This is a genomic window from Pseudomonas sp. RGB, from assembly GCF_007713445.1.
Taxonomy (GTDB): Bacteria; Pseudomonadota; Gammaproteobacteria; order Pseudomonadales; family Pseudomonadaceae; genus Aquipseudomonas.
This window is the reverse complement of record NZ_VMSH01000001.1, coordinates 643,517-665,773: the sequence shown is the minus strand read 5'-3', so window position 1 is coordinate 665,773 and position 22,257 is coordinate 643,517. Positions and strand designations below refer to the sequence as shown.

At 58.5% G+C, this 22,257-nt stretch carries 19 protein-coding genes; 12 read left to right on the top strand and 7 right to left on the bottom strand.

Annotation, left to right across the window (positions count from 1 at the left end; all coding sequences use genetic code 11):
* Nucleotides 1-11: 11 nt before the first annotated feature.
* Both trkA and FPT15_RS03100 read left to right on the top strand, forming a co-directional pair.
* Entirely contained in the window at nucleotides 12-1,385 is a 1,374-nt protein-coding gene (gene trkA, locus FPT15_RS03105) for a Trk system potassium transporter TrkA (RefSeq protein ID WP_106575983.1), read from the top strand.
* A gap of 136 nt (nucleotides 1,386-1,521) precedes the next feature.
* A complete protein-coding gene (locus FPT15_RS03100) occupies nucleotides 1,522-1,833 on the top strand; it encodes a hypothetical protein (protein WP_145158432.1) in 312 nt (103 codons plus the stop codon).
* 128 nt (nucleotides 1,834-1,961) lie between these two features.
* Here the strand turns inward: FPT15_RS03100 and FPT15_RS03095 are convergent, their stop codons facing one another.
* Both FPT15_RS03095 and FPT15_RS03090 read right to left on the bottom strand, forming a co-directional pair.
* Nucleotides 1,962-2,849, bottom strand: coding sequence for a lysophospholipid acyltransferase (locus tag FPT15_RS03095; RefSeq protein WP_145158430.1), 888 nt, complete (start codon nucleotides 2,847-2,849; stop codon nucleotides 1,962-1,964).
* Nucleotides 2,850-2,889: 40 nt separating this feature from the next.
* Complete coding sequence (locus FPT15_RS03090) at nucleotides 2,890-3,447, bottom strand: DNA-3-methyladenine glycosylase I (protein ID WP_106575980.1); 558 nt, start codon at nucleotides 3,445-3,447, stop codon at nucleotides 2,890-2,892.
* Nucleotides 3,448-3,528: 81 nt separating this feature from the next.
* On the opposite strand from FPT15_RS03090, the gene glyQ reads away from it, so the two are divergent.
* From glyQ to FPT15_RS03070, 4 genes are all read left to right on the top strand, one after another.
* Nucleotides 3,529-4,482 (top strand): glycine--tRNA ligase subunit alpha, encoded by a 954-nt coding sequence (gene glyQ, locus FPT15_RS03085; protein ID WP_003187265.1) that lies wholly within the window; start codon nucleotides 3,529-3,531, stop codon nucleotides 4,480-4,482.
* Nucleotides 4,479-6,533 carry a glycine--tRNA ligase subunit beta gene (glyS, locus tag FPT15_RS03080; protein ID WP_145158428.1) on the top strand — a complete coding sequence of 685 codons (2,055 nt, stop codon included), beginning with the start codon at nucleotides 4,479-4,481 and terminating at the stop codon, nucleotides 6,531-6,533. Before glyQ ends, glyS begins: the two co-directional genes overlap by 4 nt.
* Nucleotides 6,533-7,072 carry a D-glycero-beta-D-manno-heptose 1,7-bisphosphate 7-phosphatase gene (gmhB, locus tag FPT15_RS03075; RefSeq protein ID WP_177410061.1) on the top strand — a complete coding sequence of 180 codons (540 nt, stop codon included), beginning with the start codon at nucleotides 6,533-6,535 and terminating at the stop codon, nucleotides 7,070-7,072. The genes glyS and gmhB overlap by 1 nt, the downstream gene beginning before the upstream one ends.
* A gap of 82 nt (nucleotides 7,073-7,154) precedes the next feature.
* Nucleotides 7,155-7,925 (top strand): 1-acyl-sn-glycerol-3-phosphate acyltransferase, encoded by a 771-nt coding sequence (locus FPT15_RS03070; protein WP_145158426.1) that lies wholly within the window; start codon nucleotides 7,155-7,157, stop codon nucleotides 7,923-7,925.
* A 181-nt stretch (nucleotides 7,926-8,106) separates the two neighbouring features.
* On the opposite strand, the gene FPT15_RS03065 is transcribed toward FPT15_RS03070, so the two are convergent.
* The gene (locus tag FPT15_RS03065) at nucleotides 8,107-10,368 is read right to left on the bottom strand and encodes a CHASE2 domain-containing protein (RefSeq protein ID WP_145158424.1); all 2,262 of its coding nucleotides are present in this window, start codon (nucleotides 10,366-10,368) and stop codon (nucleotides 8,107-8,109) included.
* Between the two features lie 333 nt (nucleotides 10,369-10,701).
* Between FPT15_RS03065 and FPT15_RS03060 the strand changes: the two genes are divergently transcribed.
* Nucleotides 10,702-11,427, top strand: a complete 726-nt coding sequence (locus tag FPT15_RS03060) for a response regulator transcription factor (protein ID WP_145158422.1) — start codon at nucleotides 10,702-10,704, stop codon at nucleotides 11,425-11,427.
* Between the two features lie 103 nt (nucleotides 11,428-11,530).
* On the opposite strand, the gene gyrB is transcribed toward FPT15_RS03060, so the two are convergent.
* Genes gyrB through dnaA form a run of 4 tightly spaced genes read right to left on the bottom strand, consistent with a single transcriptional unit; the run spans nucleotide 11,531 to nucleotide 17,739 of the window.
* The gene (gyrB, locus tag FPT15_RS03055; RefSeq protein ID WP_145158421.1) at nucleotides 11,531-13,948 is read right to left on the bottom strand and encodes a DNA topoisomerase (ATP-hydrolyzing) subunit B; all 2,418 of its coding nucleotides are present in this window, start codon (nucleotides 13,946-13,948) and stop codon (nucleotides 11,531-11,533) included.
* Nucleotides 13,949-13,952: 4 nt separating this feature from the next.
* Entirely contained in the window at nucleotides 13,953-15,056 is a 1,104-nt protein-coding gene (recF, locus tag FPT15_RS03050) for a DNA replication/repair protein RecF (protein WP_145158419.1), read from the bottom strand.
* Nucleotides 15,057-15,076: 20 nt separating this feature from the next.
* Entirely contained in the window at nucleotides 15,077-16,180 is a 1,104-nt protein-coding gene (gene dnaN / locus FPT15_RS03045) for a DNA polymerase III subunit beta (protein WP_083355987.1), read from the bottom strand.
* Nucleotides 16,181-16,218: 38 nt separating this feature from the next.
* Entirely contained in the window at nucleotides 16,219-17,739 is a 1,521-nt protein-coding gene (gene dnaA, locus FPT15_RS03040; protein ID WP_119741254.1) for a chromosomal replication initiator protein DnaA, read from the bottom strand.
* A gap of 585 nt (nucleotides 17,740-18,324) precedes the next feature.
* Here dnaA and rpmH point away from each other — a divergent pair.
* From rpmH to mnmE, 5 genes are all read left to right on the top strand, one after another.
* Nucleotides 18,325-18,459: a 50S ribosomal protein L34 gene (rpmH, locus tag FPT15_RS03035; protein ID WP_003213577.1), complete on the top strand. Its 135-nt coding sequence runs from the start codon at nucleotides 18,325-18,327 to the stop codon at nucleotides 18,457-18,459.
* Nucleotides 18,460-18,475: 16 nt separating this feature from the next.
* Nucleotides 18,476-18,880 carry a ribonuclease P protein component gene (rnpA, locus tag FPT15_RS03030; RefSeq protein ID WP_218570655.1) on the top strand — a complete coding sequence of 135 codons (405 nt, stop codon included), beginning with the start codon at nucleotides 18,476-18,478 and terminating at the stop codon, nucleotides 18,878-18,880.
* Nucleotides 18,873-19,118, top strand: coding sequence for a membrane protein insertion efficiency factor YidD (gene yidD, locus FPT15_RS03025; protein ID WP_073636650.1), 246 nt, complete (start codon nucleotides 18,873-18,875; stop codon nucleotides 19,116-19,118). The genes rnpA and yidD overlap by 8 nt, the downstream gene beginning before the upstream one ends.
* A gap of 2 nt (nucleotides 19,119-19,120) precedes the next feature.
* Nucleotides 19,121-20,803 carry a membrane protein insertase YidC gene (yidC, locus tag FPT15_RS03020; protein ID WP_145158415.1) on the top strand — a complete coding sequence of 561 codons (1,683 nt, stop codon included), beginning with the start codon at nucleotides 19,121-19,123 and terminating at the stop codon, nucleotides 20,801-20,803.
* Between the two features lie 79 nt (nucleotides 20,804-20,882).
* Nucleotides 20,883-22,253 carry a tRNA uridine-5-carboxymethylaminomethyl(34) synthesis GTPase MnmE gene (gene mnmE / locus FPT15_RS03015; RefSeq protein WP_106575971.1) on the top strand — a complete coding sequence of 457 codons (1,371 nt, stop codon included), beginning with the start codon at nucleotides 20,883-20,885 and terminating at the stop codon, nucleotides 22,251-22,253.
* Nucleotides 22,254-22,257: the final 4 nt, after the last annotated feature.

Here is a 22,257-nt window from a genome sequence, read left to right as displayed (position 1 = left end):
GGAGTGACCGGATGAAAATCATCATCCTTGGGGCAGGGCAGGTCGGCGGCACGCTGGCCGAGCATTTGGCCAGCGAAGCCAACGACATCACGGTGGTCGACACCGATGCCGAGCGCCTGCGCAACCTCGGCGACCGCCTCGACATCCGCACCGTGCAAGGCCGCGCGTCATTCCCGACGGTGCTGCGCCAAGCCGGTGCCGACGATGCCGACATGCTGGTGGCCGTCACCAACAGTGACGAGACCAACATGGTCGCCTGCCAGGTCGCCCACACCCTGTTTCACACCCCGACCAAAATCGCCCGTGTCCGTGAGGCGGCTTACCTGACCCGTGCAGGGCTTTTCGACAACGACGCGATTCCAGTGGACGTGCTGATCAGCCCTGAACAAGTGGTGACTCACTACATCAAGCGTCTGATCGAAATTCCGGGCGCCTTGCAGGTGATCGACTTTGCCGAGGGCAAGGCGCAATTGGTCGCCGTTAAAGCCTATTACGGCGGTCCGCTGGTGGGCCAGCAACTGCGCCAGTTGCGCGAGCACATGCCGAATGTGGAAACCCGCGTGGCGGCGATTTTCCGGCGCGACCGGCCGATCCTGCCCCAGGGCGATACCGTGATCGAGGCCGACGACGAAGTATTTTTCATCGCCGCCAAAGCGAATATTCGCGCGGTCATGAGCGAAATGCGCCGGCTGGACGAGACCTACAAACGCATCGTCATCGCCGGCGGTGGGCAGATCGGCGAGCGCTTGGCCGAGGCCATCGAAAGCCGCTACCAGGTCAAGATCATCGAGATGAACCCGGCGCGCTGCCGGCATTTGTCCGACACCCTCGACAGCACCGTCGTACTGCAAGGCAGCGCCTCGGACCGCGACCTGCTGATGGAGGAGAACATCGCCGACGCCGATATTTTCCTGGCACTGACCAACGATGACGAGGCCAACATCATGTCCTCGCTGTTGGCCAAGCGGCTGGGAGCGAAGAAGGTCATGACCATCATCAACAACCCGGCTTATGTCGACCTGATCCAGGGCGGCGATATCGACATCGCCATCAGCCCGCAGCTGGCCACCATCGGCACTTTGCTTGCTCACGTGCGCCGTGGCGATATCGTCAGCGTGCACTCCCTGCGCCGGGGCGCGGCGGAGGCCATCGAGGCGATTGCCCATGGCGATTCGAAGTCGAGCAAGGTGATCGGCAAGGCCATCCGCGATATCGGCTTGCCGCCGGGCACCACCATTGGCGCGATCATTCGTGACGAAGAGGTACTCATCGCCCACGACGATACGGTGATCGTCACGGGCGACCATGTGATTCTGTTTCTGGTGGATAAAAAACATATCCGCGACGTGGAGAAGTTGTTCCACGTGGGGTTGAGCTTTTTCTGATCAAACCATTCAGGTGAGCCTGCCGTCGTCACCGCGGGCAAGCCCGCCCCACAGGTGATCGCGTTTTTAACGCGCAAGCGGGCTTGCCCGCGATGACGCGGTTGAAAACCTTACCTAGCTAAAAGGACACGCCACCATGCTCGAATCCCTGGAAAAAATGCTCGCCAAGGGTGTGGATAATTCGCTGCTGCGCTTCGGCTTGGGCAAGGGTTATCTGGATTTGAAGGACAACGCCAAGGCGGCGGAGCATTTGCACAAGTGCGTGGAATTCGATCCGAAGTATTCGGCGGCGTGGAAGTTGTTGGGCAAGGCGCAGGCGGGGTTGGGTGATAGTGCGGCGGCGCGGCTGGCGTGGGAGAAGGGCATTGAAGCGGCCCAGGCCCATGGCGACAAGCAGGCCGAAAAAGAGATGACGGTGTTCCTGAAAAAGCTCGACCGCCAGGCCTGATGCGATCCCTGTGGGAGCTGGCTTGCCTGCGATGCAGACAACTCGGTCTCTGTGTTACACCGAGGTGATGCCATCGCAGGCAAGCCAGCTCCCACATTAGGTCCTCATTGGGCTTAGACCTGGGTGAATCAATACCAACGCGCCTCACCCGGCGGGCGCTTCTTGAAGCGCTTCATGCTCCACATGTACTGGCTCGGGTAGGCGCCGACATAGCGCTCCACCACCTTGCTCATCGCCGCGCAGGACGTGGCGGTGTCGGTGCTGTACATGTCTTCCGGCGCCGCTTCCAAAATCACTTTGTAACCCGAACCGTCCGGCAGCCGCAGCGCATGCAGGAACACGCCCACCGCCTTATGGTCCGCAAGCATGTTGGGTACAAACTTGCTGGTCAGCGCCTGGGTGGCGAAGAACGGCACAAAGATCCCGGCCGATTCCGCCGGCTCGGGGTCAGCCGGGATTCCCACCTGGCCGCCTTTGCGCACTTCCTTGATCACGCTGAGAATGCCTTCCTTGGTGGACGCCGCCACGCGGTTGCCCAATTGCACGCGCTGTTTTTGCAGCAGTTCATCCACCGCCTTGAGCTTGGGCGGGCGGTAGAAAATGATCGGTTTGCACTGGTTGCAATAAAAGTGATTGAGCACTTCCCAGTTGCCCAAGTGGCTGGTGATGCCCACCACGCCTTTGCCCGAGGCCAGGGCTTGGTGCAGCACTTCCAGGCCTTCGACTTCACGCACCAGGTCGATGGAGCGCTGGGCCGGCCAGATCCAGGCGCAGGCGCTTTCCGTCAGGGACTTGCCGATGTCCATCAAGCTCTGGCCGACCAGGCGCTCGCGGGCGGCGGGGTCCATGTCCGGGAAGCATTTGGAGAGGTTGATCCGCACTGTTTCGCGGGAGCGGTTGGGGGTTTTCCACATGATCCAGCCAATTGCCGTGCCGACGGCCTGAACAGCGCGCCATGGCAACAAGGCAAACAACCGAAGAGCGCCTACCAGCAAGGCGCCTTTAAACTTTTCCACAGGTCACTCCTGATCGTGTGTGGTGCGCAAAGCGGGCATTCTAACCGGCGTTGGCCAAGTCCGCGTAACGGTCGCAGTCTTGAGTGTGGTCCATGACCATTCCGCTGGCCTGCATGAAGGCGTAGCAAATGGTTGGCCCGACGAAGGTGAAACCGGCTTTTTTCAGGGCGCGGCTCATGGCTTCAGCCTCGGGCGTAATCGCCGGGACCTCACTGCGATCCTTGAAGTGATTGACCTTGGGCACGCCGCCGACGAACGACCAGAGCAAACCCACCGGGTCTTCCAGCGCCAGCCAGGCCGCGGCATTGCGGCGGGTGGCATTGAGTTTCAGACGATTGCGCACGATGCCAGGGTCGAGCATCAGCGCCTCGATCTCGGCATCGCTGAGGCGCGCCAGGCGCTGTGCATCAAAGCCGAACAGGACCTTTCGATAATGCTCGCGTTTGCGTAAAACGGTGATCCAGGACAGGCCCGCCTGGAACCCTTCGAGCAAAAGCAACTCGAACAGACCCTGCGCATCGCGCAGCGGCGTTCCCCACTCCTGATCGTGATAAGCCATGTACAGCGGATCTTCAGAACACCAAAAGCAGCGTGGCATAAGGCTCCAGGGGATGGTGGCGCGGCCGAATCGGGTATACTCCCGCTCTTTAAATCGCAGCCCAAGTAACAGGTGAATTTCGTGAGCCAGCCTACGCCAGCCGTGCGTACCTTCCAAGACTTGATCCTCGCCCTCCAGCAATATTGGGCCGAGCAAGGTTGTGTGGTACTTCAGCCCTACGATATGGAAGTAGGCGCCGGCACTTTCCACACCGCTACATTCCTACGGGCCATTGGCCCGGAAACCTGGAACGCCGCTTATGTGCAGCCCAGTCGTCGCCCGACTGACGGCCGCTACGGCGAAAACCCGAACCGCCTGCAGCACTACTACCAGTTCCAGGTGGTACTCAAGCCCAACCCGGACAACTTCCAGGAGCTGTACCTGGGCTCGCTGAAACATGTCGGCCTGGACCCACTGGTGCACGACATCCGTTTTGTCGAAGACAACTGGGAATCGCCGACCCTGGGCGCCTGGGGCCTGGGCTGGGAAGTCTGGCTCAACGGCATGGAAGTGACGCAGTTCACTTACTTCCAGCAAGCGGGCGGCATCGAGTGCTACCCGGTGACCGGCGAGATCACTTACGGCCTTGAACGCCTGGCCATGTACCTGCAAGGCGTGGACTCGGTCTACGACCTGGTGTGGGCTGACGGTCCGTTCGGCAAAGTGACGTATGGCGATGTGTTCCACCAGAACGAAGTGGAGCAGTCCACTTACAACTTCGAACACGCCAACGTCGACAAGCTGTTCGAACTGTTCGACTTCTATGAAAGCGAAGCCAAGCGCCTGATCGAACTCGACCAGCCGCTGCCGCTGCCAAGCTATGAAATGGTGTTGAAGGCCTCCCATACCTTCAACCTGCTGGATGCCCGCCGTGCCATCTCGGTCACCGCGCGCCAGCAATACATCCTGCGTGTACGCACCCTGGCGCGTTCCGTCGCCCAAGCCTACTTGCTGGCTCGCGCCAAGCTGGGCTTCCCGATGGCAACCCCGGATCTGCGTGATGAAGTGTTGGCTAAGCTGGAGGCTGCACAATGAGTGCTCAAGATTTTTTGGTTGAACTGGGCACCGAAGAGCTGCCGCCCAAGGCACTCAACACCCTGGCCGACGCGTTCCTGGCCGGTATTGAAAAAGGCCTGCACACAGCCGGCCTGAAGTTCGCTGCGAAAAAAGTCTACGCCGCGCCACGTCGCCTGGCTGTGTTGCTGACCGCGCTGGAAACCCAGCAGCCGGACCGCAGCATCAACCTCGACGGCCCGCCGCGCCAAGCCGCTTTCGATGCGGAAGGTAACCCGACTCAAGCAGCCCTGGGTTTTGCCAAGAAGTGCGGCGTCGAGCTGAGCGAGATCGACCAGAGCGGCCCGAAACTGCGTTTCAGCCAGGTCATCACCGGCAAGCCGACGGCGAGCCTGTTGCCGACCATCGTTGAAGATTCCCTCAACGACCTGCCGATCCCCAAGCGCATGCGCTGGGGCGCTCGCAAAGAAGAATTCGTACGCCCAACCCAATGGCTGGTGATGCTGCTCGGTGACCAGGTCATCGACTGCACGATCCTCGCTCAAAAGGCGGGCCGTGATTCGCGTGGTCATCGCTTCCACCACCCAGAAGCCGTGCGCATCACTTCGCCCGCCAACTATGCCGCCGACCTGCGCGCCGCTTACGTGCTGGCCGATGCCAATGAGCGTCGTGAGCTGATCAGCAAGCGCACCGAAGAGCTGGCCCGCCTGCAGGAAGGCACCGCCATCGTGCCGCCAAGCCTGCTCGACGAAGTGACCGCGCTGGTTGAATGGCCAGTGCCGCTGGTGTGCTCGTTCGAAGAGCGTTTCCTCGACGTGCCGCAAGAAGCCCTGATCACCACCATGCAGGACAACCAGAAGTACTTCTGCCTGCTGGACGTGGACGGCAAGTTGCTGCCGCGCTTCATCACCGTGGCCAACATCGAAAGCAAAGACCCGCAGCAGATCATCGCCGGTAACGAAAAAGTCGTGCGCCCGCGCCTGACCGACGCCGAGTTCTTCTTCAAGCAAGACAAGAAGCAGAAGCTCGAAGACTTCAACCTGCGCCTGCAAAACGTGGTGTTCCAGGAAAAACTCGGCAGCGTCTACGACAAAGCCGTGCGCGTTTCCAAGCTGGCGGCCTACATTGCGCCGCGCATTGGTGGCGATGCCGCCTGGGCTGCCCGCGCGGGCTTGCTGTCCAAGTGCGACCTGGCCACCGAAATGGTCGGCGAGTTCCCGGAGATGCAAGGCGTTGCCGGTTACTACTACGCCCTCAACGACGGCGAGCCGGACGATGTAGCCCTGGCGCTGAACGAGCAGTACATGCCGCGCGGTGCCGGTGCTGAGCTGCCAACCACCTTGACCGGTGCGGCCGTGGCCATCGCCGACAAGCTGGATACCCTGGTGGGTATCTTCGGTATCGGCATGTTGCCTACCGGCAGCAAAGACCCGTACGCCCTGCGCCGTGCTGCCTTGGGCGTGCTGCGTATCCTGATCGACAAAAAGCTCGACCTCGACCTGACCCAGGCCGTGGTGTTTGCGGTCGGCCAGTTCGGTGGCAAGGTCAAGCAAGCCGGTTTGGCCGAGCAAGTGCTGGAGTTCGTGTTCGACCGCCTGCGTGCGCGTTACGAAGACGAAGGCGTGGATGTTTCGGTGTACCTGTCGGTCCGTGCCCTGCAACCGGGCTCGGCGTTGGACTTCGATCAGCGTGTGCAGGCCGTACAGGCTTTCCGCAAGTTGCCGGAAGCCGATGCACTGGCTGCCGTGAACAAGCGCGTGTCGAACCTGCTGAGCAAGGCCGACAACCTCGGCAATACCGAAGTCGACCCGTCCCTGTTTGCCGATGCCAAGGAGTTCTCGCTGAACTCGGCCATCGCCAAGGCCGAAAACGCAGTGAAGCCGCTGCTCGCTGAACGTAACTACGCCGAAGCTCTGGCGCGCCTGGCCACCTTGCGTGAGCCGGTGGATGCGTTCTTCGAAGCCGTGATGATCAATGCCGACGATGCCGGCGTGCGGAAAAACCGCTACGCCATGCTGGCGCGTCTGCGGGGTTTGTTCATCAACATCGCTGACATTTCCGTACTGGGCTGATCATGTTGAAACTGCTGATTCTCGATCGGGACGGAGTGATTAATTACGACTCCGACGCTTACATCAAGTCGGTGGCGGAATGGATTCCACTGCCCGGCTCGATCGAGGCCATCGCGCAGTTGAGCAAAGCCGGCTGGACGGTGGCCATCGCCACCAACCAGTCCGGCATCGCCCGTGGTTATTACGACATCGCCACCCTGGACGCCATGCACGCGCGCTTGCGCACGTTGGTGGCCGAGCAGGGCGGTGAGGTGGGGCTGGTGGTGTACTGCCCTCACGGGCCGGATGAGGGCTGCGATTGCCGCAAACCCAAGCCTGGCATGTTGAAAACCATTGCAGAACATTACAAGGTGCCCTTGGCTGGGCTATGGTTCGTCGGGGACAGCCTCGGTGACCTGGAGGCGGCCAAAGCCGTCGACTCTCAGCCAGTTTTGGTTAAGACCGGGAAAGGCGAAAAGACCCAGGCGAAAGACCTGCCGGTAGGCACTTTGATTTTTGACGATCTGGCGGCGGTTGCCGCAGAACTTATCAACAACTAGCCGCCCTCGACTTCCTGACCAAGGACTGTTCGGGAGTGCGCTTTTAACAGGCGGGCCGTGTCCCGCAACGGTAAATGCCGCCATGTCGATCTTGCAGGCCATCAGAACCTTTTTCTTTTACCTGCTGCTGGGCACCAGTTCGTTTCTCTGGTGCACCCTGAGCTTTTTTATTGCGCCGTTCCTGCCGTTCAAGGCGCGCTATCGCTTTATCAACGTTTATTGGTGCCGCTGCGCGTTGTGGCTGACCAAGGTGTTCCTGAACATCCGTTTCGAAGTGAAGGGCGCTGAAAACGTCCCGGAGCAGCCCTGCGTGATTCTGTCGAACCACCAGAGCACCTGGGAAACGTTCTTCCTCTCCGCGTACTTTTCGCCGTTGAGCCAGGTGCTCAAGCGCGAGCTGCTGTATGTGCCGTTCTTCGGCTGGGCCATGGCCATGTTGCGCCCGATCGCCATTGATCGTGACAACCCCAAGGCGGCGCTCAAGCACGTCGCCAAAAAAGGCGATGAGTTGCTCAAGGATGGCGTTTGGGTACTGATCTTTCCGGAAGGTACGCGTGTGCCTTACGGTACCGTAGGCAAATTCTCGCGGGGCGGCACCGCTTTGGCGGTGAATGCCAACCTGCCGGTATTGCCGATTGCGCATAACGCCGGCAAGTTCTGGCCGAAGACAGGTTGGGCCAAAAGCGCAGGCACCATCACGGTAGTGATTGGTGAGCCGATGTACGCAGAAGGCGAAGGGCCACGTGCGATTGCAGCATTGAATGACCGCGCTGCAGCGTGGAATGAAGCGCAGCAACGGGCCATGGGTTCATTGCCTCCCGAGCCTGTGGTGGTAGAGACGCCGGCGATTTGAGCTTCTGTGGATAACCTGTGTACGGTTTGTTGGCGAATTGCCGTTTTTGTTTCGTAAGAAGCTGATTTACTTACATATTTCTCAAGCTAATAAAATCGCGAAAAACGTGCATAAGTTTTTTGCGCATTAAAAAACCGGTCTTTTTGACCGGTTTTTTATGCACAGCAGAAAACCAGGCTTTTCACGTATCGAGCAGGGGCAGTTTCAGGCTGAAGGTCGAGCCTTTGCCTAACTCGCTCTCGCACAGAATACGGCCGCCATGGCGCTCAATCACGGCTTTGACCATGGTCAGCCCCAAACCCAAACCCTCACTGCCCTGGGCTGAATCGAAGCGTCGGTACTGGCTGAACAGCTCCGGCAAATCCCCAGGCGCGATGCCCAGCCCCTGATCGCTGATGCGACATTCCAACCAACCTTGCGCGCTGCCGTGGCTCAGCGTGACGGTGGTGCCTGACGGGGAGTACTTGATGGCGTTTTCCAGCACGTTGAACAGCGCCCGTGTCAGCAATGATTGATCGGCTGACACCATGCCCTCATCCGCCTCATCCAAGTCGTGTACCAAGTGAATGCCCTTGAGCTGCGCGATCACTGCCACCTGGTCAAAGGCATCCATGACCAGCATGGCAAATAGCGTCGGCTGGAAGTGGTAGCCGTCGGCTTCGGCTTTGGCCAACTGCACGAAGGATTCGGTGAGGCTCAATGCGCGTTTCACCTGTTGTTCGATCTGGGCAAATATCGGTGAATCGCCGTTGTGCACATCCAGCAACGCCAGGATCGCCGAGTGCGGCGCACGCAGGTCATGGGACAGGAAGCGCAACATCGTCTCGCGGTGTTGTTGGGCTTCACGCTCCTTGCTCAAGTCGGTAAGGCTCAGCAGCCAGCCAAGGGCGACATCACCTTCGGCCGGCAGCAAGGGTGCCAGCTCCATGCGCAGGCTGCGCTGGTGGATATCACGGAACTCGATAAGCTGCAGCGCCGACAGGGCAGGGCGAACGCCGTTGTGCAGCGGCGGGTAGCCGAGGTCGGCGAGTTGTTCCAATAGATTTGTGGCCACCAGATCGTTGCCGAACACCTCACGGGCGACGCGGTTGGCCAGCAGGATGCTGCCGTGGGGATCGGTAATCAGGGTCGCCACCGGCAGGCACTCCAACCCGTCCGCCATAAAGCGCCGCGTGTCGCGCGTGCGGCTTACCGCCTGCTCAAGCGCAAAGATCCGCCCCTGCAACACGTCACCTTTGCTGGCGGGCGCACGGCGGCGCTCGGGCAGCACTTTGGGTTCGTTATCCAGGCGTGCCAGTTCCCAGCCGAAGTAAGCAAGGATCACGCTCAGGCGGCGCCAATTCCAGATCAGGTAGCTGAGCAGCAGCCCGATCAGACACGCTGCGGGTGACCACCAATGCCCCAGGCGTAGCAGCGCCCATGAGCCGAGCAGTGCGGTGACCATGCAAGCCAGGGTCATCCACAGTGCATAGCGCGGCCGATACAACAGCAGCCCCAGCAGCAACGCCACCAGCGATGCGGCCATCAATGCGGCAAGCCAGCCTGGAAGATCGACGATGCTGCGCCCCAGCAGCAATCCATTGAGGATGTTGGCCTGGATCTCCACTCCGGCCGTGGAGCCCACTGTGGAGGAGAGGGGCGTGACAAAGCGATCACCCATTCCATAGGCCGTGGCACCGACCAATATCAACCGACCACGCAACACGTCGGGCGGTACCTCGCCCTGTAATACGCTGACGTAGGACACGCTGGGAAAGTGGCCCTGCGCGGTGTAAGGAACACGAACAGCGTGTTCACGATGCCAATGCTGCCCGTCAGGTTCCTTGGCGAGCCCCGGCATGGGTGAGGTTTGCCCACTCAACGTATAGGCAAGCCATGCCAGCTGCGCAAGCGTGTTGCCGGGCGGGCCCTCGCGCATATACAGGCTGCGTACCACACCATCGTTATCGGCTTCGACATTGATCTGGCCCATGCCTTTGGCGCATTTGAGCAGTGGCAACAGTTGCTCATCCGCCGCGTCGGAACTCGCCGTGGGCAACAACACATTGCCGGCATTGCACACCGCGTCGGCCAACCGTTGGTCATCCGCCGCATCGCCGGGCTCGCTGAAGATCACATCAAACAATATGCCTGCCGGTCGAGCGGTACTCAGCCGGTCAATCAGGTCAGCATGCACGCTGCGCGGCCAGGGCCACTGGCCTAGCTTTTTCAGGCTCTGGTCATCAATAGTCACCAGCAGGATCCGCGGGTCAACCGGCAATGGGGTCAGGCGACGAAGGCTGTCGTACAGCGGGTTATTGAGGGCCAGGCCTGGGCTCAAGGACAGGTAAACAGTGAAGGGCAGCAGAACCAGGCCAATCAATAGCCACTCGCGTATCAAACCGTGGAACAGCAGTTGTGCTCGAGTGGGTTGGCGTTTTTCGGATTTGCGCCACAGCATCACCGGGCCACCGTCGCAGGGGTGTAGAGGTGTCGAGAGTGGATAGTTGAACGCGCCATATGCCCCAGCCTCTCCCTTTTCGATATGAGCGGTGTACTGAACCCAGTGAAGCTCATATCGGTCTCACTGTTAGACTTTCCTGAGCGATTCATGCTGAACCTTTTCCTTACGGGCAGGAGTGGGTATCTTTCCTCCAAGGTATCGAGGTCTTCCAACGGATTAAAGGCTCTTTGATATCAGCGTATCGATAGATTCATGGTCCGCTGAATCTGACCACAATTATTCAGATTCGATGGCCGGCATTTGCGCCGTTTTTTTAGTAGAAGGGACCCACCCATGCGTGTCGCAATACTGGATGACGAGCCCGCTGAGTTGCGCCGGGTTGAGCAGACACTGCGACAGATTCCCAGCACCGCGGAACAGCCGTGGTCCGTGCATTGCTTCGAGCGTGGTGAAGACCTGCTACGCCAGCTGCGCCGGGAAACCTTTGACTTGCTGATACTCGACTGGCAGCTGCCCGACATCACGGGTATCGCGCTGCTGCGCTGGACCCGCGAGCACATGGAGTCACCGCCCGCCGTGATCATGCTCACCAGTCGGGACGCCGAGAGCGACATCGTCACGGCGCTGAACAGTGGGGCGGATGATTACGTCAGCAAACCCTTCCGGCCCAATGAACTGAAAGCCCGGATCACGGCCGTGCTGCGTCGCCATGGTCTGCAAAAATCGACGGCCCATGAAGTGCAGAGCTTCAACGATCTGACCTTTGACGATGCTGAGCTGACCGTCACTCGTGCGGGCAAACCTATCAACCTGACTGAGCGTGAATACCGCTTGGCCAGTTGCTTGTTCGCCAATCTGGCGCGTCCGTTGTCTCGTGAATATCTGTATGAGCGGTTCTGGTCTCATGAGGAGATGGTCTCCTCGCGCCCGCTGGATACTCATATCTATCGCCTGCGCAACAAGCTGGGGCTGACCGCCGACCGTGGCTGGCAACTGTTGACGATCTACGGATACGGTTATCGGCTGGAGAGTGTGGCGGCGGTAAATTCGAGCCAATAAGTTCGATGTTCCACGTGGAGCATTGGAAAAACTGCTTTTTTCAGACCCAATAAAAAAGGCCAACGCTGAGCGTTGGCCTTTTTGTTTTAGCAGGCTGACCTGATCAGAAGTCCAGGTTGGACACTGCCAAGGCATTGCTTTCGATGAAGTCACGGCGAGGTTCGACCGCATCACCCATCAGGGTGTTGAAGATCTGGTCTGCGCCAATGGCGTCTTCGATGGTCACGCGCAACATACGACGCTGAGCTGGGTCCATGGTGGTTTCCCACAGCTGATCCGGGTTCATTTCGCCCAGACCTTTGTATCGCTGAATGGTGTGACGCTTGGTGCTTTCTGCCATCAGCCAATCAAGGGCTTCTTTGAATTCCTTGACCTGCTTCTTGCGTTCGCCGCGCTGAATGTAAGCACCGTCGTCCAGCAGGGTGCTCAATTGCGCGCCGAGGGTAACGACGGTTTTGTAGTCGTTACTGCCGAAGAAGTCGCGGTTGAAGGTGACGTAGTTCGACAGGCCGTGGGAGATCAGTTCGACCTCTGGCAGCCACACGTTACGTTCACGGTCTTCACGCAGGCTGGCTTTGTACACCAGGCCAGACTTCTCGACGGTACGCAGGCGCACTTCGTACTGGGCCAGCCAATCCTGCATCGCTGCGTGATCGCCCAACTGCTCCAGGCTGACGGCCGGCAGGTAGATGAAGTGCTCGGTCAGCTCCTGAGGGTACAGGCGCGACAGACGCTTGAGAGTCTTCATGACCATGCGGAAATCGTTAACCAGACGCTCCAGCGACTCACCAGAGATACCCGGAGCTTCGTCGTTCAAATGCAGGCTGGCATCTTCCAGGGCCGACTGCGTCATGTACTCTTCCATGGCGTCGTCGTCTTTGATGTATTGCTCTTGCTTGCCTTTTTTCACTTTGTACAACGGTGGCTGAGCGATGTAGATATAGCCACGCTCAATCAACTCCGGCAGCTGACGGAAGAAGAAGGTCAGCAGCAGGGTACGGATGTGCGAACCGTCGACGTCAGCATCGGTCATGATGATGATGTTGTGGTAGCGCAGCTTGTCGATGTTGTACTCGTCGCGGCCGATACCGCAGCCCAGGGCTGTGATCAACGTGCCGACTTCCTGAGAGGAAATCATCTTGTCGAAGCGGGCTTTCTCAACGTTGAGGATCTTACCCTTCAACGGCAGGATCGCCTGGGTGCGACGGTTACGACCCTGCTTGGCGGAACCGCCAGCAGAGTCACCTTCCACCAGGTACAGCTCGGAGAGGGCAGGGTCCTTCTCCTGGCAGTCAGCCAATTTGCCCGGCAGGCCGGCGATATCCAGCGCGCCTTTACGACGGGTCATCTCACGGGCTTTACGCGCCGCTTCACGCGCACGTGCAGCGTCGATCATCTTGCCGACAACCAGCTTGGCTTCGTTCGGGTTCTCCAGCAGGAAGTCGGAGAAGTATTTGCCCATCTCCTGTTCCACAGCGGTCTTCACTTCGGAAGACACCAGCTTGTCTTTGGTCTGGGAGCTGAACTTGGGATCTGGCACTTTCACCGAGATAATCGCGGTCAGGCCTTCACGTGCGTCGTCACCGGTGGTGGCGACCTTGTGCTTCTTGGCCAAGCCTTCGGCTTCGATGTAGGTGTTCAGGTTACGCGTCAACGCCGAACGGAAACCCACCAAGTGAGTGCCGCCATCACGCTGAGGAATGTTGTTGGTGAAGCACAACAGGTTCTCGTTGAAGCTGTCGTTCCACTGCAGGGCGATTTCTACGCCGATGCCATCTTCACGCTGGATGTTGAAGTGGAACACCTGGTTGACCGCAGTCTTGTTGGTGTTCAGGTATTCAACAAACGCACGCAGACCGCCTTCGTACTTGAACAGCTCTTCCTTGCCGCTGCGCTCGTCCTTGAGAACGATGCCCACACCGGAGTTGAGGAAGGACAGTTCACGAATACGCTTGGCCAGGATGTCCCAGCTGAAGTGAATATTCTTGAAGGTTTCAGCCGATGGCTTGAAGTGGATCTGCGTACCAGTGGATTCGCTGTCACCGACGATTTTCATCGGCTCTTGTGGCACGCCGTGCACGTAAGTCTGTTCCCAGATCTTGCCGCTACGGCGAACGGTCAGAATCAGCTCTTCCGACAAAGCGTTCACTACCGACACACCTACACCGTGCAAACCGCCGGAGACTTTATAGGAGTTGTCGTCGAACTTACCGCCGGCGTGGAGCACGGTCATGATGACCTCTGCCGCCGAAACGCCTTCCTCTTTGTGCACGTCTACCGGAATGCCGCGACCGTTGTCGCGCACGGTGATGGACTCATCCGGGTGGATGATGATGCTGATGTCGTCGCAGTGACCGGCCAACGCTTCGTCGATGGAGTTGTCGACCACCTCGAAGACCATGTGGTGCAGACCGCTACCATCATCGGTGTCGCCAATGTACATACCGGGACGTTTGCGTACGGCATCCAAACCTTTCAGCACTTTAATGCTGGTCGAGTCGTACGTGTTTTCTTCGCTCATGCCTTCACTCCCGATGGTCGTGGGTCTGGGTGATACGGCCTTGTTCCACGTGGAACAAAGCGACTGGCGTTTCCGTCTGCCAGCCTTCCCTCAATAATTCGTGGTCTACACAGGTAATGAATACCTGGCAGCGTAAGTCTTCCAACAAGCGGCATAACGCGCGGCGGTGCTGCTCGTCCAGTTCGGACGGCAAGTCATCCACCAGATAAATACACTGACCGCGTCGGGCTTGGCTAACCAAATGCCCCTGGGCGATACGCAGTGCGCACACCACCAACTTCTGCTGACCGCGGGACAAGATATCCGCGGCATTATGTGCGCCTAATCTAAGACGCAGATCAGCACGTTGGGGGCCTGCCTGGGTATGGCCAATTTGCTGATCCCGTTGCAAGGACGTGGCGAGCACTGCGCTCAGCTCACGCTCTTTATCCCAACCACGGTAGTAGCTCAGCGTCAGACCCTCGAGATCCAACAACTCACGCAAGGTCTGCTCAAAGACTGGTTTCAAGGCTTTGATATAGGCGCGGCGGTATTCATCTATTTCGTCGCTGGCCAGGCACAGTTCCCGGTCCCAGGCTGCTTGCGAAGCGGCGTCAAGTGTACCATGCCGCAGCCATGAGTTCCGCTGCCGCAGGGCCTTCTGCAGGCGCTGCCAAGTGGCCATGAAACGCGGTTCCACGTGGAACACTCCCCAATCGAGGAATTGCCTGCGGATCTTCGGTGCACCTTCCAACAGGCGGAAGCTGTCGGGGTTGATCAACTGCAGAGGCAGAATTTCCGCCAACTGGGCAGCGCTGCGAGCATTTTGCCCGTCAATGCGAATTTGAAATTCCCCACCGCGCTCACGAGATATTCCCAGGCTGCTGTGTCCGCCTTCAGCCAATTCAACTTGGCCGAATACAGTGCATGCCAACTGCTCGTATTGAATCACCGGCAAAAGACGTGCACTGCGAAAAGAACGGGCGAGCCCCAGCAAATGAATGGCTTCCAGCACGCTGGTTTTGCCACTGCCGTTGGCGCCGTGGAGGATATTGATGCGGGGGGAGGGGGAGAAGGTCACCGGGTGCAGATTGCGCACCGCGGTGACCGAGACGCGACTGAGGGACATCTAGCTTCTGCTGAGCATGATTACAGGCGCATCGGCATAACTACGTAAGCCGAGTCGTCGTTATCAGATTCTTGCACCAGGGCGCTGCTGTTGGAGTCAGACAGAATCAGGCGAACCTGTTCGGTGGTCATCACGCCCAGCACGTCCAACAAATAGCTGACGTTGAAGCCGATCTCCAGCGAGCCACCGTTATAGTCAACGCCAACTTCTTCTTCCGCTTCTTCCTGCTCAGGGTTATTCGCCTGAATTTTCAACTGACCGTTGGCCAGTTGCAGACGGATACCGCGGTACTTCTCGTTCGACAGAATTGCGGTACGGCTGAACGCTTCGCGCAAGGCCTGACGATCGCCGATCACCAGCTTGTCGCCACCTTTAGGCAGCACGCGCTCGTAATCCGGGAACTTGCCGTCGACCAACTTGGACGTGAAGGTGAATTCACTGGTAGTGGCGCGAATGTGGTGCTGGCCCAGAACGATGCTGACGTTGCCGTCCGGCTCGGTGAGCAGACGCGCCAACTCCAGGATACCTTTACGCGGGACAATCACTTGGTGACGATCTGGCTGACCAATATCGGCACGCATGGAGCACATCGCCAACCGGTGACCGTCGGTGGCCACGGCGCGGATGATGCCTTCAGAGACTTCCAGCAACATGCCGTTGAGGTAGTAGCGAACATCCTGCTGGGCCATGGCGAAGCTGGTGCGCTCGATCAAACGGCGCAGTTTGCTTTGTTCCAGGCTGCAGGTCAGCGAGCCAGGGCCTTCTTCGACGGTCGGGAAGTCATTGGCTGGCAAGGTGGACAGCGTAAAACGGCTGCGGCCGGCCTTGACCACCAACTTCTGCTCATCGACTTTGATGTCGATCAGCGCTTCGTTTGGCAAGCTTTTGCAGATATCCATCAGCTTGCGCGCGGGTACGGTGATCTCGCCCGGCTCAGCAGGCTCTTCCAATTGCACGCGGCCGACCAGCTCGACTTCAAGGTCGGTACCGGTCAAGGACAATTGCTGGCCTTCGACAACCAGCAATACGTTTGAGAGCACCGGCAAGGTCTGTCGGCGCTCGACGACGCCTGCGACCAGTTGCAGGGGTTTCAACAGGGCTTCGCGTTGAATGGTGAAATGCATGGTCTAGTCCCTTGCCTTAATAAGCTGCGCTGGTGTCATCACGTAGTCAGTGTACGCAGCAGGTTCTTGTAGTCCTCGCGAATATCCGCGTCGGATTCCTTAAGTTCGTTGATCTTGCGGCACGCGTGCAAGACCGTGGTGTGGTCGCGACCGCCAAACACATCACCGATTTCCGGCAGGCTGTGGTTGGTCAGCTCTTTGGAGAGCGCCATCGCCACCTGACGCGGACGTGCCACCGAGCGCGAACGGCGCTTGGACAACAGGTCGGAAATCTTGATTTTGTAGTACTCAGCCACGGTGCGCTGGATGTTATCCACACTCACCAGCTTGTCTTGCAGGGCCAGCAAATCTTTCAGGGATTCACGGATCAACTCGATGGTGATATCGCGGCCCATGAAGTGCGAGTGAGCAATGACCCGCTTGAGCGCGCCTTCGAGCTCACGCACGTTGGAGCGAATGCGTTGAGCAATAAAGAAGGCCGCATCGTGTGGCAGATCGACTTTCGCCTGGTCGGCCTTTTTCATCAGGATCGCGACGCGGGTTTCCAGCTCCGGCGGTTCTACCGCAACGGTCAGGCCCCAGCCGAAGCGCGACTTCAAACGTTCTTCCAGGCCTTCGATTTCCTTCGGGTAACGGTCGCTGGTCAAGATGACCTGCTGACCGCCCTCGAGCAGGGCGTTGAAGGTGTGGAAAAACTCTTCCTGAGAACGTTCCTTGCGGGCAAAAAATTGAATGTCATCGATCAGCAACGCATCAACCGAGCGGTAGAACCGCTTGAACTCGTTGATTGCATTGAGCTGCAAGGCCTTGACCATGTCAGCGACGAAGCGCTCCGAGTGCAGGTACACAACCTTGGCATTCGGGTTCTTCTTTAATAGATGGTTACCCACAGCGTGCATCAAGTGCGTCTTACCCAAGCCGACGCCACCATAAAGGAAGAGCGGGTTGTAACCATGCTTGGGGTTGTCGGCTACCTGCCAGGCGGCCGCGCGGGCCAGCTGGTTGGATTTACCTTCGACGAAGTTTTCAAAGGTGAACGTACGGTTCAGGTAGCTGGTGTGCTTGAGCGCACCTTCCACCTGCACGGTGCGCTGTTCGGCGCGCACCGGTGCTTGCTGCGAGCTGGCGCCGGCCATTGGGTCGAAGCTGTCACGGGACGGCTCTTCATTTATAGGCGCGTTTTTCTGCGCCGATGATTTCGAAGGCGTCTGGGCAACGGGTGCTGGCGAGTTATTAACAGGCGCGGCTGCGGCCTGAGCCTGCGAGGCGCTCGCCGCCAACGGTGCATTCGGCGCGGCACGCGGTGCAGAGCTACGTTTGCTGCCTATTAATAGGGAGAGTACGGGCGCCAGGCCATTGCCGTGCTCATCGAGCAATTCGAGAACGCGGCTCAGGTACTTCTCATTAACCCAATCGAGAACAAAACGATTCGGCGCGTAGACACGCAACTCGTCGCCTTCGGCTTCGACCTGTAGCGGACGGATCCAGGTGTTGAATTGCTGGGCAGGCAGCTCTTCGCGCAAAAGCTCCACGCACTGCTGCCAAAGTTCCACTGACACGGATATCCCCTAAGTTGAAAGCCGGTGAGGCAAAAACAGCCGCCATTGTAGCGGCCAGCCGCCCACTTATCCACATGTAGGTTGCTCACAGGGCACCCAAAATCAATGCGTTAAGCGCAAAAAAGCCGACCAATGGTCTGTGCATAAGCTCTGTGGATAAGCGCCCCTAAGCTCGTTGTACAAGTGAGGTCGAAAGTCTGTGGGTAACTGGCCTGTGGATAACAACCCATTCCACGCACAGGTTATCCGACAGCGCAGCACAGGCAGAGCACCGTTTCTCCCCCTAGTTGTCATTCTCTGTACATCAGGTGGAATATGGGCTCAGAGCAGTTATCCACAGATGATCGCCTCCCTAGCTTTTATAAGCTTTACAGAAAAGCTTTAAATAACTTCCTTCTTTATTTTTATATCTATGGCATTGCTCGTGAAAGGCGGACGAGCCGAAAAGGCCCAATTGCCTGCAGAGATCTAATTAAAGGAAAAGCTGGTTGGAAATTGACCTAGAGGCTTGCTTTCTCTAGAATCGCCGGTCTCTTAAAACGGGGGCCATTCCGGCCCGTTGTGGACGAACCAGGTAACAACGCCATGAAACGTACTTTCCAACCAAGCACCATCAAACGCGCCCGTACTCACGGCTTCCGTGCTCGCATGGCCACCAAGAACGGCCGTGCTGTCCTGTCGCGTCGCCGCGCCAAAGGTCGTGCGCGTCTGGCAGTTTGATAATCCGGTACTGGTGGTGAGTCAGGACTTCAGTCGGGAAAAGCGTCTGCTAACCCCCCGGCATTTCAAGGCAGTCTTTGACTCCCCCACCGGCAAGGTTCCGGGGAAAAATCTCCTGCTCCTTGCGCGTAACAACGATCTGGATCACCCCCGCCTCGGGTTGGTGATCGGCAAGAAGAGCGTAAAGCTCTCCGTTGAGCGCAATCGCCTCAAGCGTCTGATGCGCGAATCGTTTCGCCTCCACCAGGAAACTTTGGTTGGTTGGGATATTGTTATCGTCGCGCGCAAAGGCTTGGGGGACGTAGAAAACCCCGAATTGATTCAGCATTTCGGCAAGCTCTGGAAACGTTTGGCGCGTACCCACAAGCCAGCACCAGCAGTCAGCACCGAAACTGTAGGGGTAGACAGCACCAATGCGTAAACTGGCCCTCGTTCCGATCCAGTTTTACCGTTATGCCATTAGTCCTCTGATGGCCGACCACTGTCGTTTCTACCCCAGTTGTTCCTGCTACGCGTTAGAGGCCATAGAAAATCATGGTCTTCTGCGCGGTGGCTGGCTGGCCTTTCGTCGTTTAGGCCGCTGTCATCCGTGGAATCCCGGTGGTTTTGACCCGGTTCCACCTATCCCTACCTCCCGTTCTTCTTCGATGGCCGAGTAATCATGGATATTAAACGCACGATCCTGATCGTCGCCCTGGCAATCGTGTCCTACGTCATGGTTCTTAAGTGGAACCAGGACTACGGCCAGGCTGCCCTGCCGACTCAGAATGTTGCTACCAATCAGGCTGCGCCGGCTATTCCGGACACCCCGTTGGGTAACAATGCGTCCGCGAGTGCCGATGTTCCCAGCGCGAATGGCGAGACAAGCGCCCCTCTAGAAACGCCAGTGGTCACCAACAAAGACCTCATCCACGTGAAAACGGATGTGCTCGACCTGGCTATCGACCCACAAGGTGGTGATATCGCGCAGTTGAAACTGCCGCTGTATCCACGTCGCCAAGACCATCCGGATGTGCCGTTCCAACTGTTCGATAACGGTGGTGAACGCACTTATCTGGCGCAAAGCGGCCTGACCGGCACTGACGGTCCGGATGCTCGTGCTACCGGTCGTCCGGTTTATTCGACCGAACAGAAGACTTATCAACTGGCTGATGGCCAGAACCAGTTGAACGTTGACCTGAAATTCAGTCAGGACGGCGTCAACTACATCAAGCGTTTCAGCTTTACCCGCGGTTTGTACGATCTGAAAGTCACCTATCTGATCGACAACGAAAGCGCCAAGCCATGGAGCGGCAACCTGTTTGCCCAGCTCAAGCGTGACAACAGCGCCGATCCTTCTTCCAGCACTGCCACCGGCACCGCGACTTACCTGGGCGCTGCCCTGTGGACAAGTAGCGAGCCGTACAAAAAAGTGTCGATGAAAGATATCGACAAGGGCGCGCTGAAAGAAACCTTACAAGGCGGCTGGGTTGCCTGGTTGCAACACTACTTCGTGACCGCATGGATCCCGAACAAGGGTGAAGCCAACCTGGTTCAAACCCGCAAAGACAGCCAAGGCAACTACATCATTGGTTTTACTGGCCCGGCGTTGACCGTCGCACCAGGCGCCAAGGCTGAAACCAGCGCCACGCTGTACGCCGGCCCGAAAAGCCAGGCTGTGCTGAAAGAGTTGTCCCCAGGTCTGGAACTGACTGTGGATTACGGCATTCTGTGGTTCATTGCCCAGCCAATCTTCTGGCTGCTGCAACATATCCACAGCATTGTGGGTAACTGGGGCTTCTCGATCATCTTGCTGACCATGCTGATCAAGGGGATCTTCTTCCCTCTGTCGGCCGCCAGCTACAAGTCGATGGCACGTATGCGTGCCGTGGCCCCGAAACTGGCCGCGCTGAAAGAGCAACATGGCGATGACCGGCAGAAAATGTCGCAAGCCATGATGGAGCTGTACAAGAAAGAGAAGATCAACCCGCTGGGTGGATGCTTGCCGATTCTGGTGCAGATGCCGGTATTCCTGTCGCTTTACTGGGTACTCCTGGAAAGCGTGGAAATGCGCCAGGCTCCGTTCATGCTGTGGATAACTGACCTGTCGATCAAAGACCCGTTCTTTATCCTGCCGATCATCATGGGCGCGACCATGTTCATCCAGCAGCGCTTGAACCCGACTCCGCCGGATCCGATGCAGGCCAAAGTGATGAAAATGATGCCAATCATCTTCACCTTCTTCTTCCTGTGGTTCCCTGCTGGTCTGGTGCTGTACTGGGTCGTCAACAACTGCCTGTCGATCTCTCAACAGTGGTACATCACACGTAAAATCGAAGCGGCTACCAAAAAAGCTGCGGCGTAATTTACTCTGTGGATAACCACTCAAGACGCCCCCTAGTGGGGCGTTTTGCTTTCCGTCACTTTTGTTCTGGAACCTGCTGATGAGCGCTCCTCGTGAAACCATCGCTGCTGTCGCTACCGCTCAAGGTCGCGGCGGCGTCGGTATCGTTCGAATTTCCGGGCCGCTCGCCGGTTACGCGGCCCAGGCCATCAGCGGCCGCGAGTTGAAACCGCGCTACGCCCACTACGGCCCCTTTCTGGACGCCGATGCGACCGTGCTGGATGAAGGCCTGGCGCTGTATTTTCCCGGGCCCAACTCGTTCACCGGCGAAGACGTGCTTGAATTGCAAGGGCACGGCGGTCCAGTCGTGCTGGATATGCTGCTGCAGCGCTGCCTGCAATTGGGTTGCCGCCTGGCGCGTCCGGGGGAGTTCAGCGAGCGGGCTTTTCTCAATGACAAACTCGATCTGGCCCAGGCCGAAGCCATTGCCGACTTGATCGAGGCGAGTTCTGCACAGGCCGCGCGCAATGCATTGCGTTCGTTGCAGGGTGCATTTTCGTTGCGTGTGCATAACCTGACCGAGCAATTGATCAGCTTGCGCATCTACGTCGAGGCAGCGATTGATTTTCCGGAGGAGGAAATCGACTTCCTCGCCGATGGGCACGTCTTGGCCATGCTCGACAAAGTGCGCGATGAGTTATCCACAGTGCTGCGCGAAGCCGGGCAGGGGGCTCTACTGCGCGATGGCATGACCGTGGTGATCGCGGGGCGGCCGAATGCCGGCAAGTCGAGTCTGCTCAATGCCCTGGCAGGTCGCGAGGCGGCCATCGTTACCGAGATCGCCGGCACCACCCGGGATATCTTGCGCGAACATATCCACATCGACGGTATGCCGCTGCACGTGGTCGACACTGCAGGTCTGCGCGATACCGACGACCAGGTCGAAAAGATTGGCGTAGAGCGCGCACTCAAGGCCATCGGCGAAGCGGACCGCGTGTTGCTGGTGGTGGACGCCACCGCGCCAGAGGCTGTGGATCCTTTTGCCTTGTGGCCGGAATTTCTCGAGCAACGGCCGGACCCGGCCAAGGTCACCTTGATTCGCAACAAGGCCGACCTGACCGGCGAAGCTATTGCCATGGAAACCAGCGAGGATGGCCATGTCACTATCAGCCTGAGTGCGAAGTCGGCCGGCGATGGCCTGGAGCTGCTGCGCGACCACCTCAAAGCCTGCATGGGCTATGAGCAAACCTCGGAAAGCAGCTTCAGTGCACGTCGCAGGCACCTGGAGGCGCTGCGCCACGCCAGCGCGGCGCTGGAGCACGGTCGGGCGCAACTGACCTTGGCGGGGGCAGGGGAGCTGCTGGCTGAGGATTTACGTCAGGCACAGCAGCTGCTGGGCGAGATCACCGGTGCATTCAGTTCGGATGATTTGCTGGGACGGATTTTTTCAAGCTTCTGCATCGGCAAATAGCCCA

Bases quoted from the DNA above. Each gene is read 5' to 3' on its own strand.
- glyS (WP_145158428.1), top strand. From the start codon at position 4,479: ATGAGTGCTCAAGATTTTTTGGTTGAACTGGGCACCGAAGAGCTGCCG.
- trkA (WP_106575983.1), top strand. From the start codon at position 12: ATGAAAATCATCATCCTTGGGGCAGGGCAGGTCGGCGGCACGCTGGCC.
- FPT15_RS03100 (WP_145158432.1), top strand. From the start codon at position 1,522: ATGCTCGAATCCCTGGAAAAAATGCTCGCCAAGGGTGTGGATAATTCG.
- recF (WP_145158419.1), bottom strand. From the start codon at position 15,056: ATGTCCCTCAGTCGCGTCTCGGTCACCGCGGTGCGCAATCTGCACCCG.
- FPT15_RS03070 (WP_145158426.1), top strand. From the start codon at position 7,155: ATGTCGATCTTGCAGGCCATCAGAACCTTTTTCTTTTACCTGCTGCTG.
- rpmH (WP_003213577.1), top strand. From the start codon at position 18,325: ATGAAACGTACTTTCCAACCAAGCACCATCAAACGCGCCCGTACTCAC.
- gyrB (WP_145158421.1), bottom strand. From the start codon at position 13,948: ATGAGCGAAGAAAACACGTACGACTCGACCAGCATTAAAGTGCTGAAA.
- FPT15_RS03090 (WP_106575980.1), bottom strand. From the start codon at position 3,447: ATGCCACGCTGCTTTTGGTGTTCTGAAGATCCGCTGTACATGGCTTAT.
- yidD (WP_073636650.1), top strand. From the start codon at position 18,873: ATGCGTAAACTGGCCCTCGTTCCGATCCAGTTTTACCGTTATGCCATT.
- yidC (WP_145158415.1), top strand. From the start codon at position 19,121: ATGGATATTAAACGCACGATCCTGATCGTCGCCCTGGCAATCGTGTCC.
- FPT15_RS03060 (WP_145158422.1), top strand. From the start codon at position 10,702: ATGCGTGTCGCAATACTGGATGACGAGCCCGCTGAGTTGCGCCGGGTT.
- dnaN (WP_083355987.1), bottom strand. From the start codon at position 16,180: ATGCATTTCACCATTCAACGCGAAGCCCTGTTGAAACCCCTGCAACTG.
- mnmE (WP_106575971.1), top strand. From the start codon at position 20,883: ATGAGCGCTCCTCGTGAAACCATCGCTGCTGTCGCTACCGCTCAAGGT.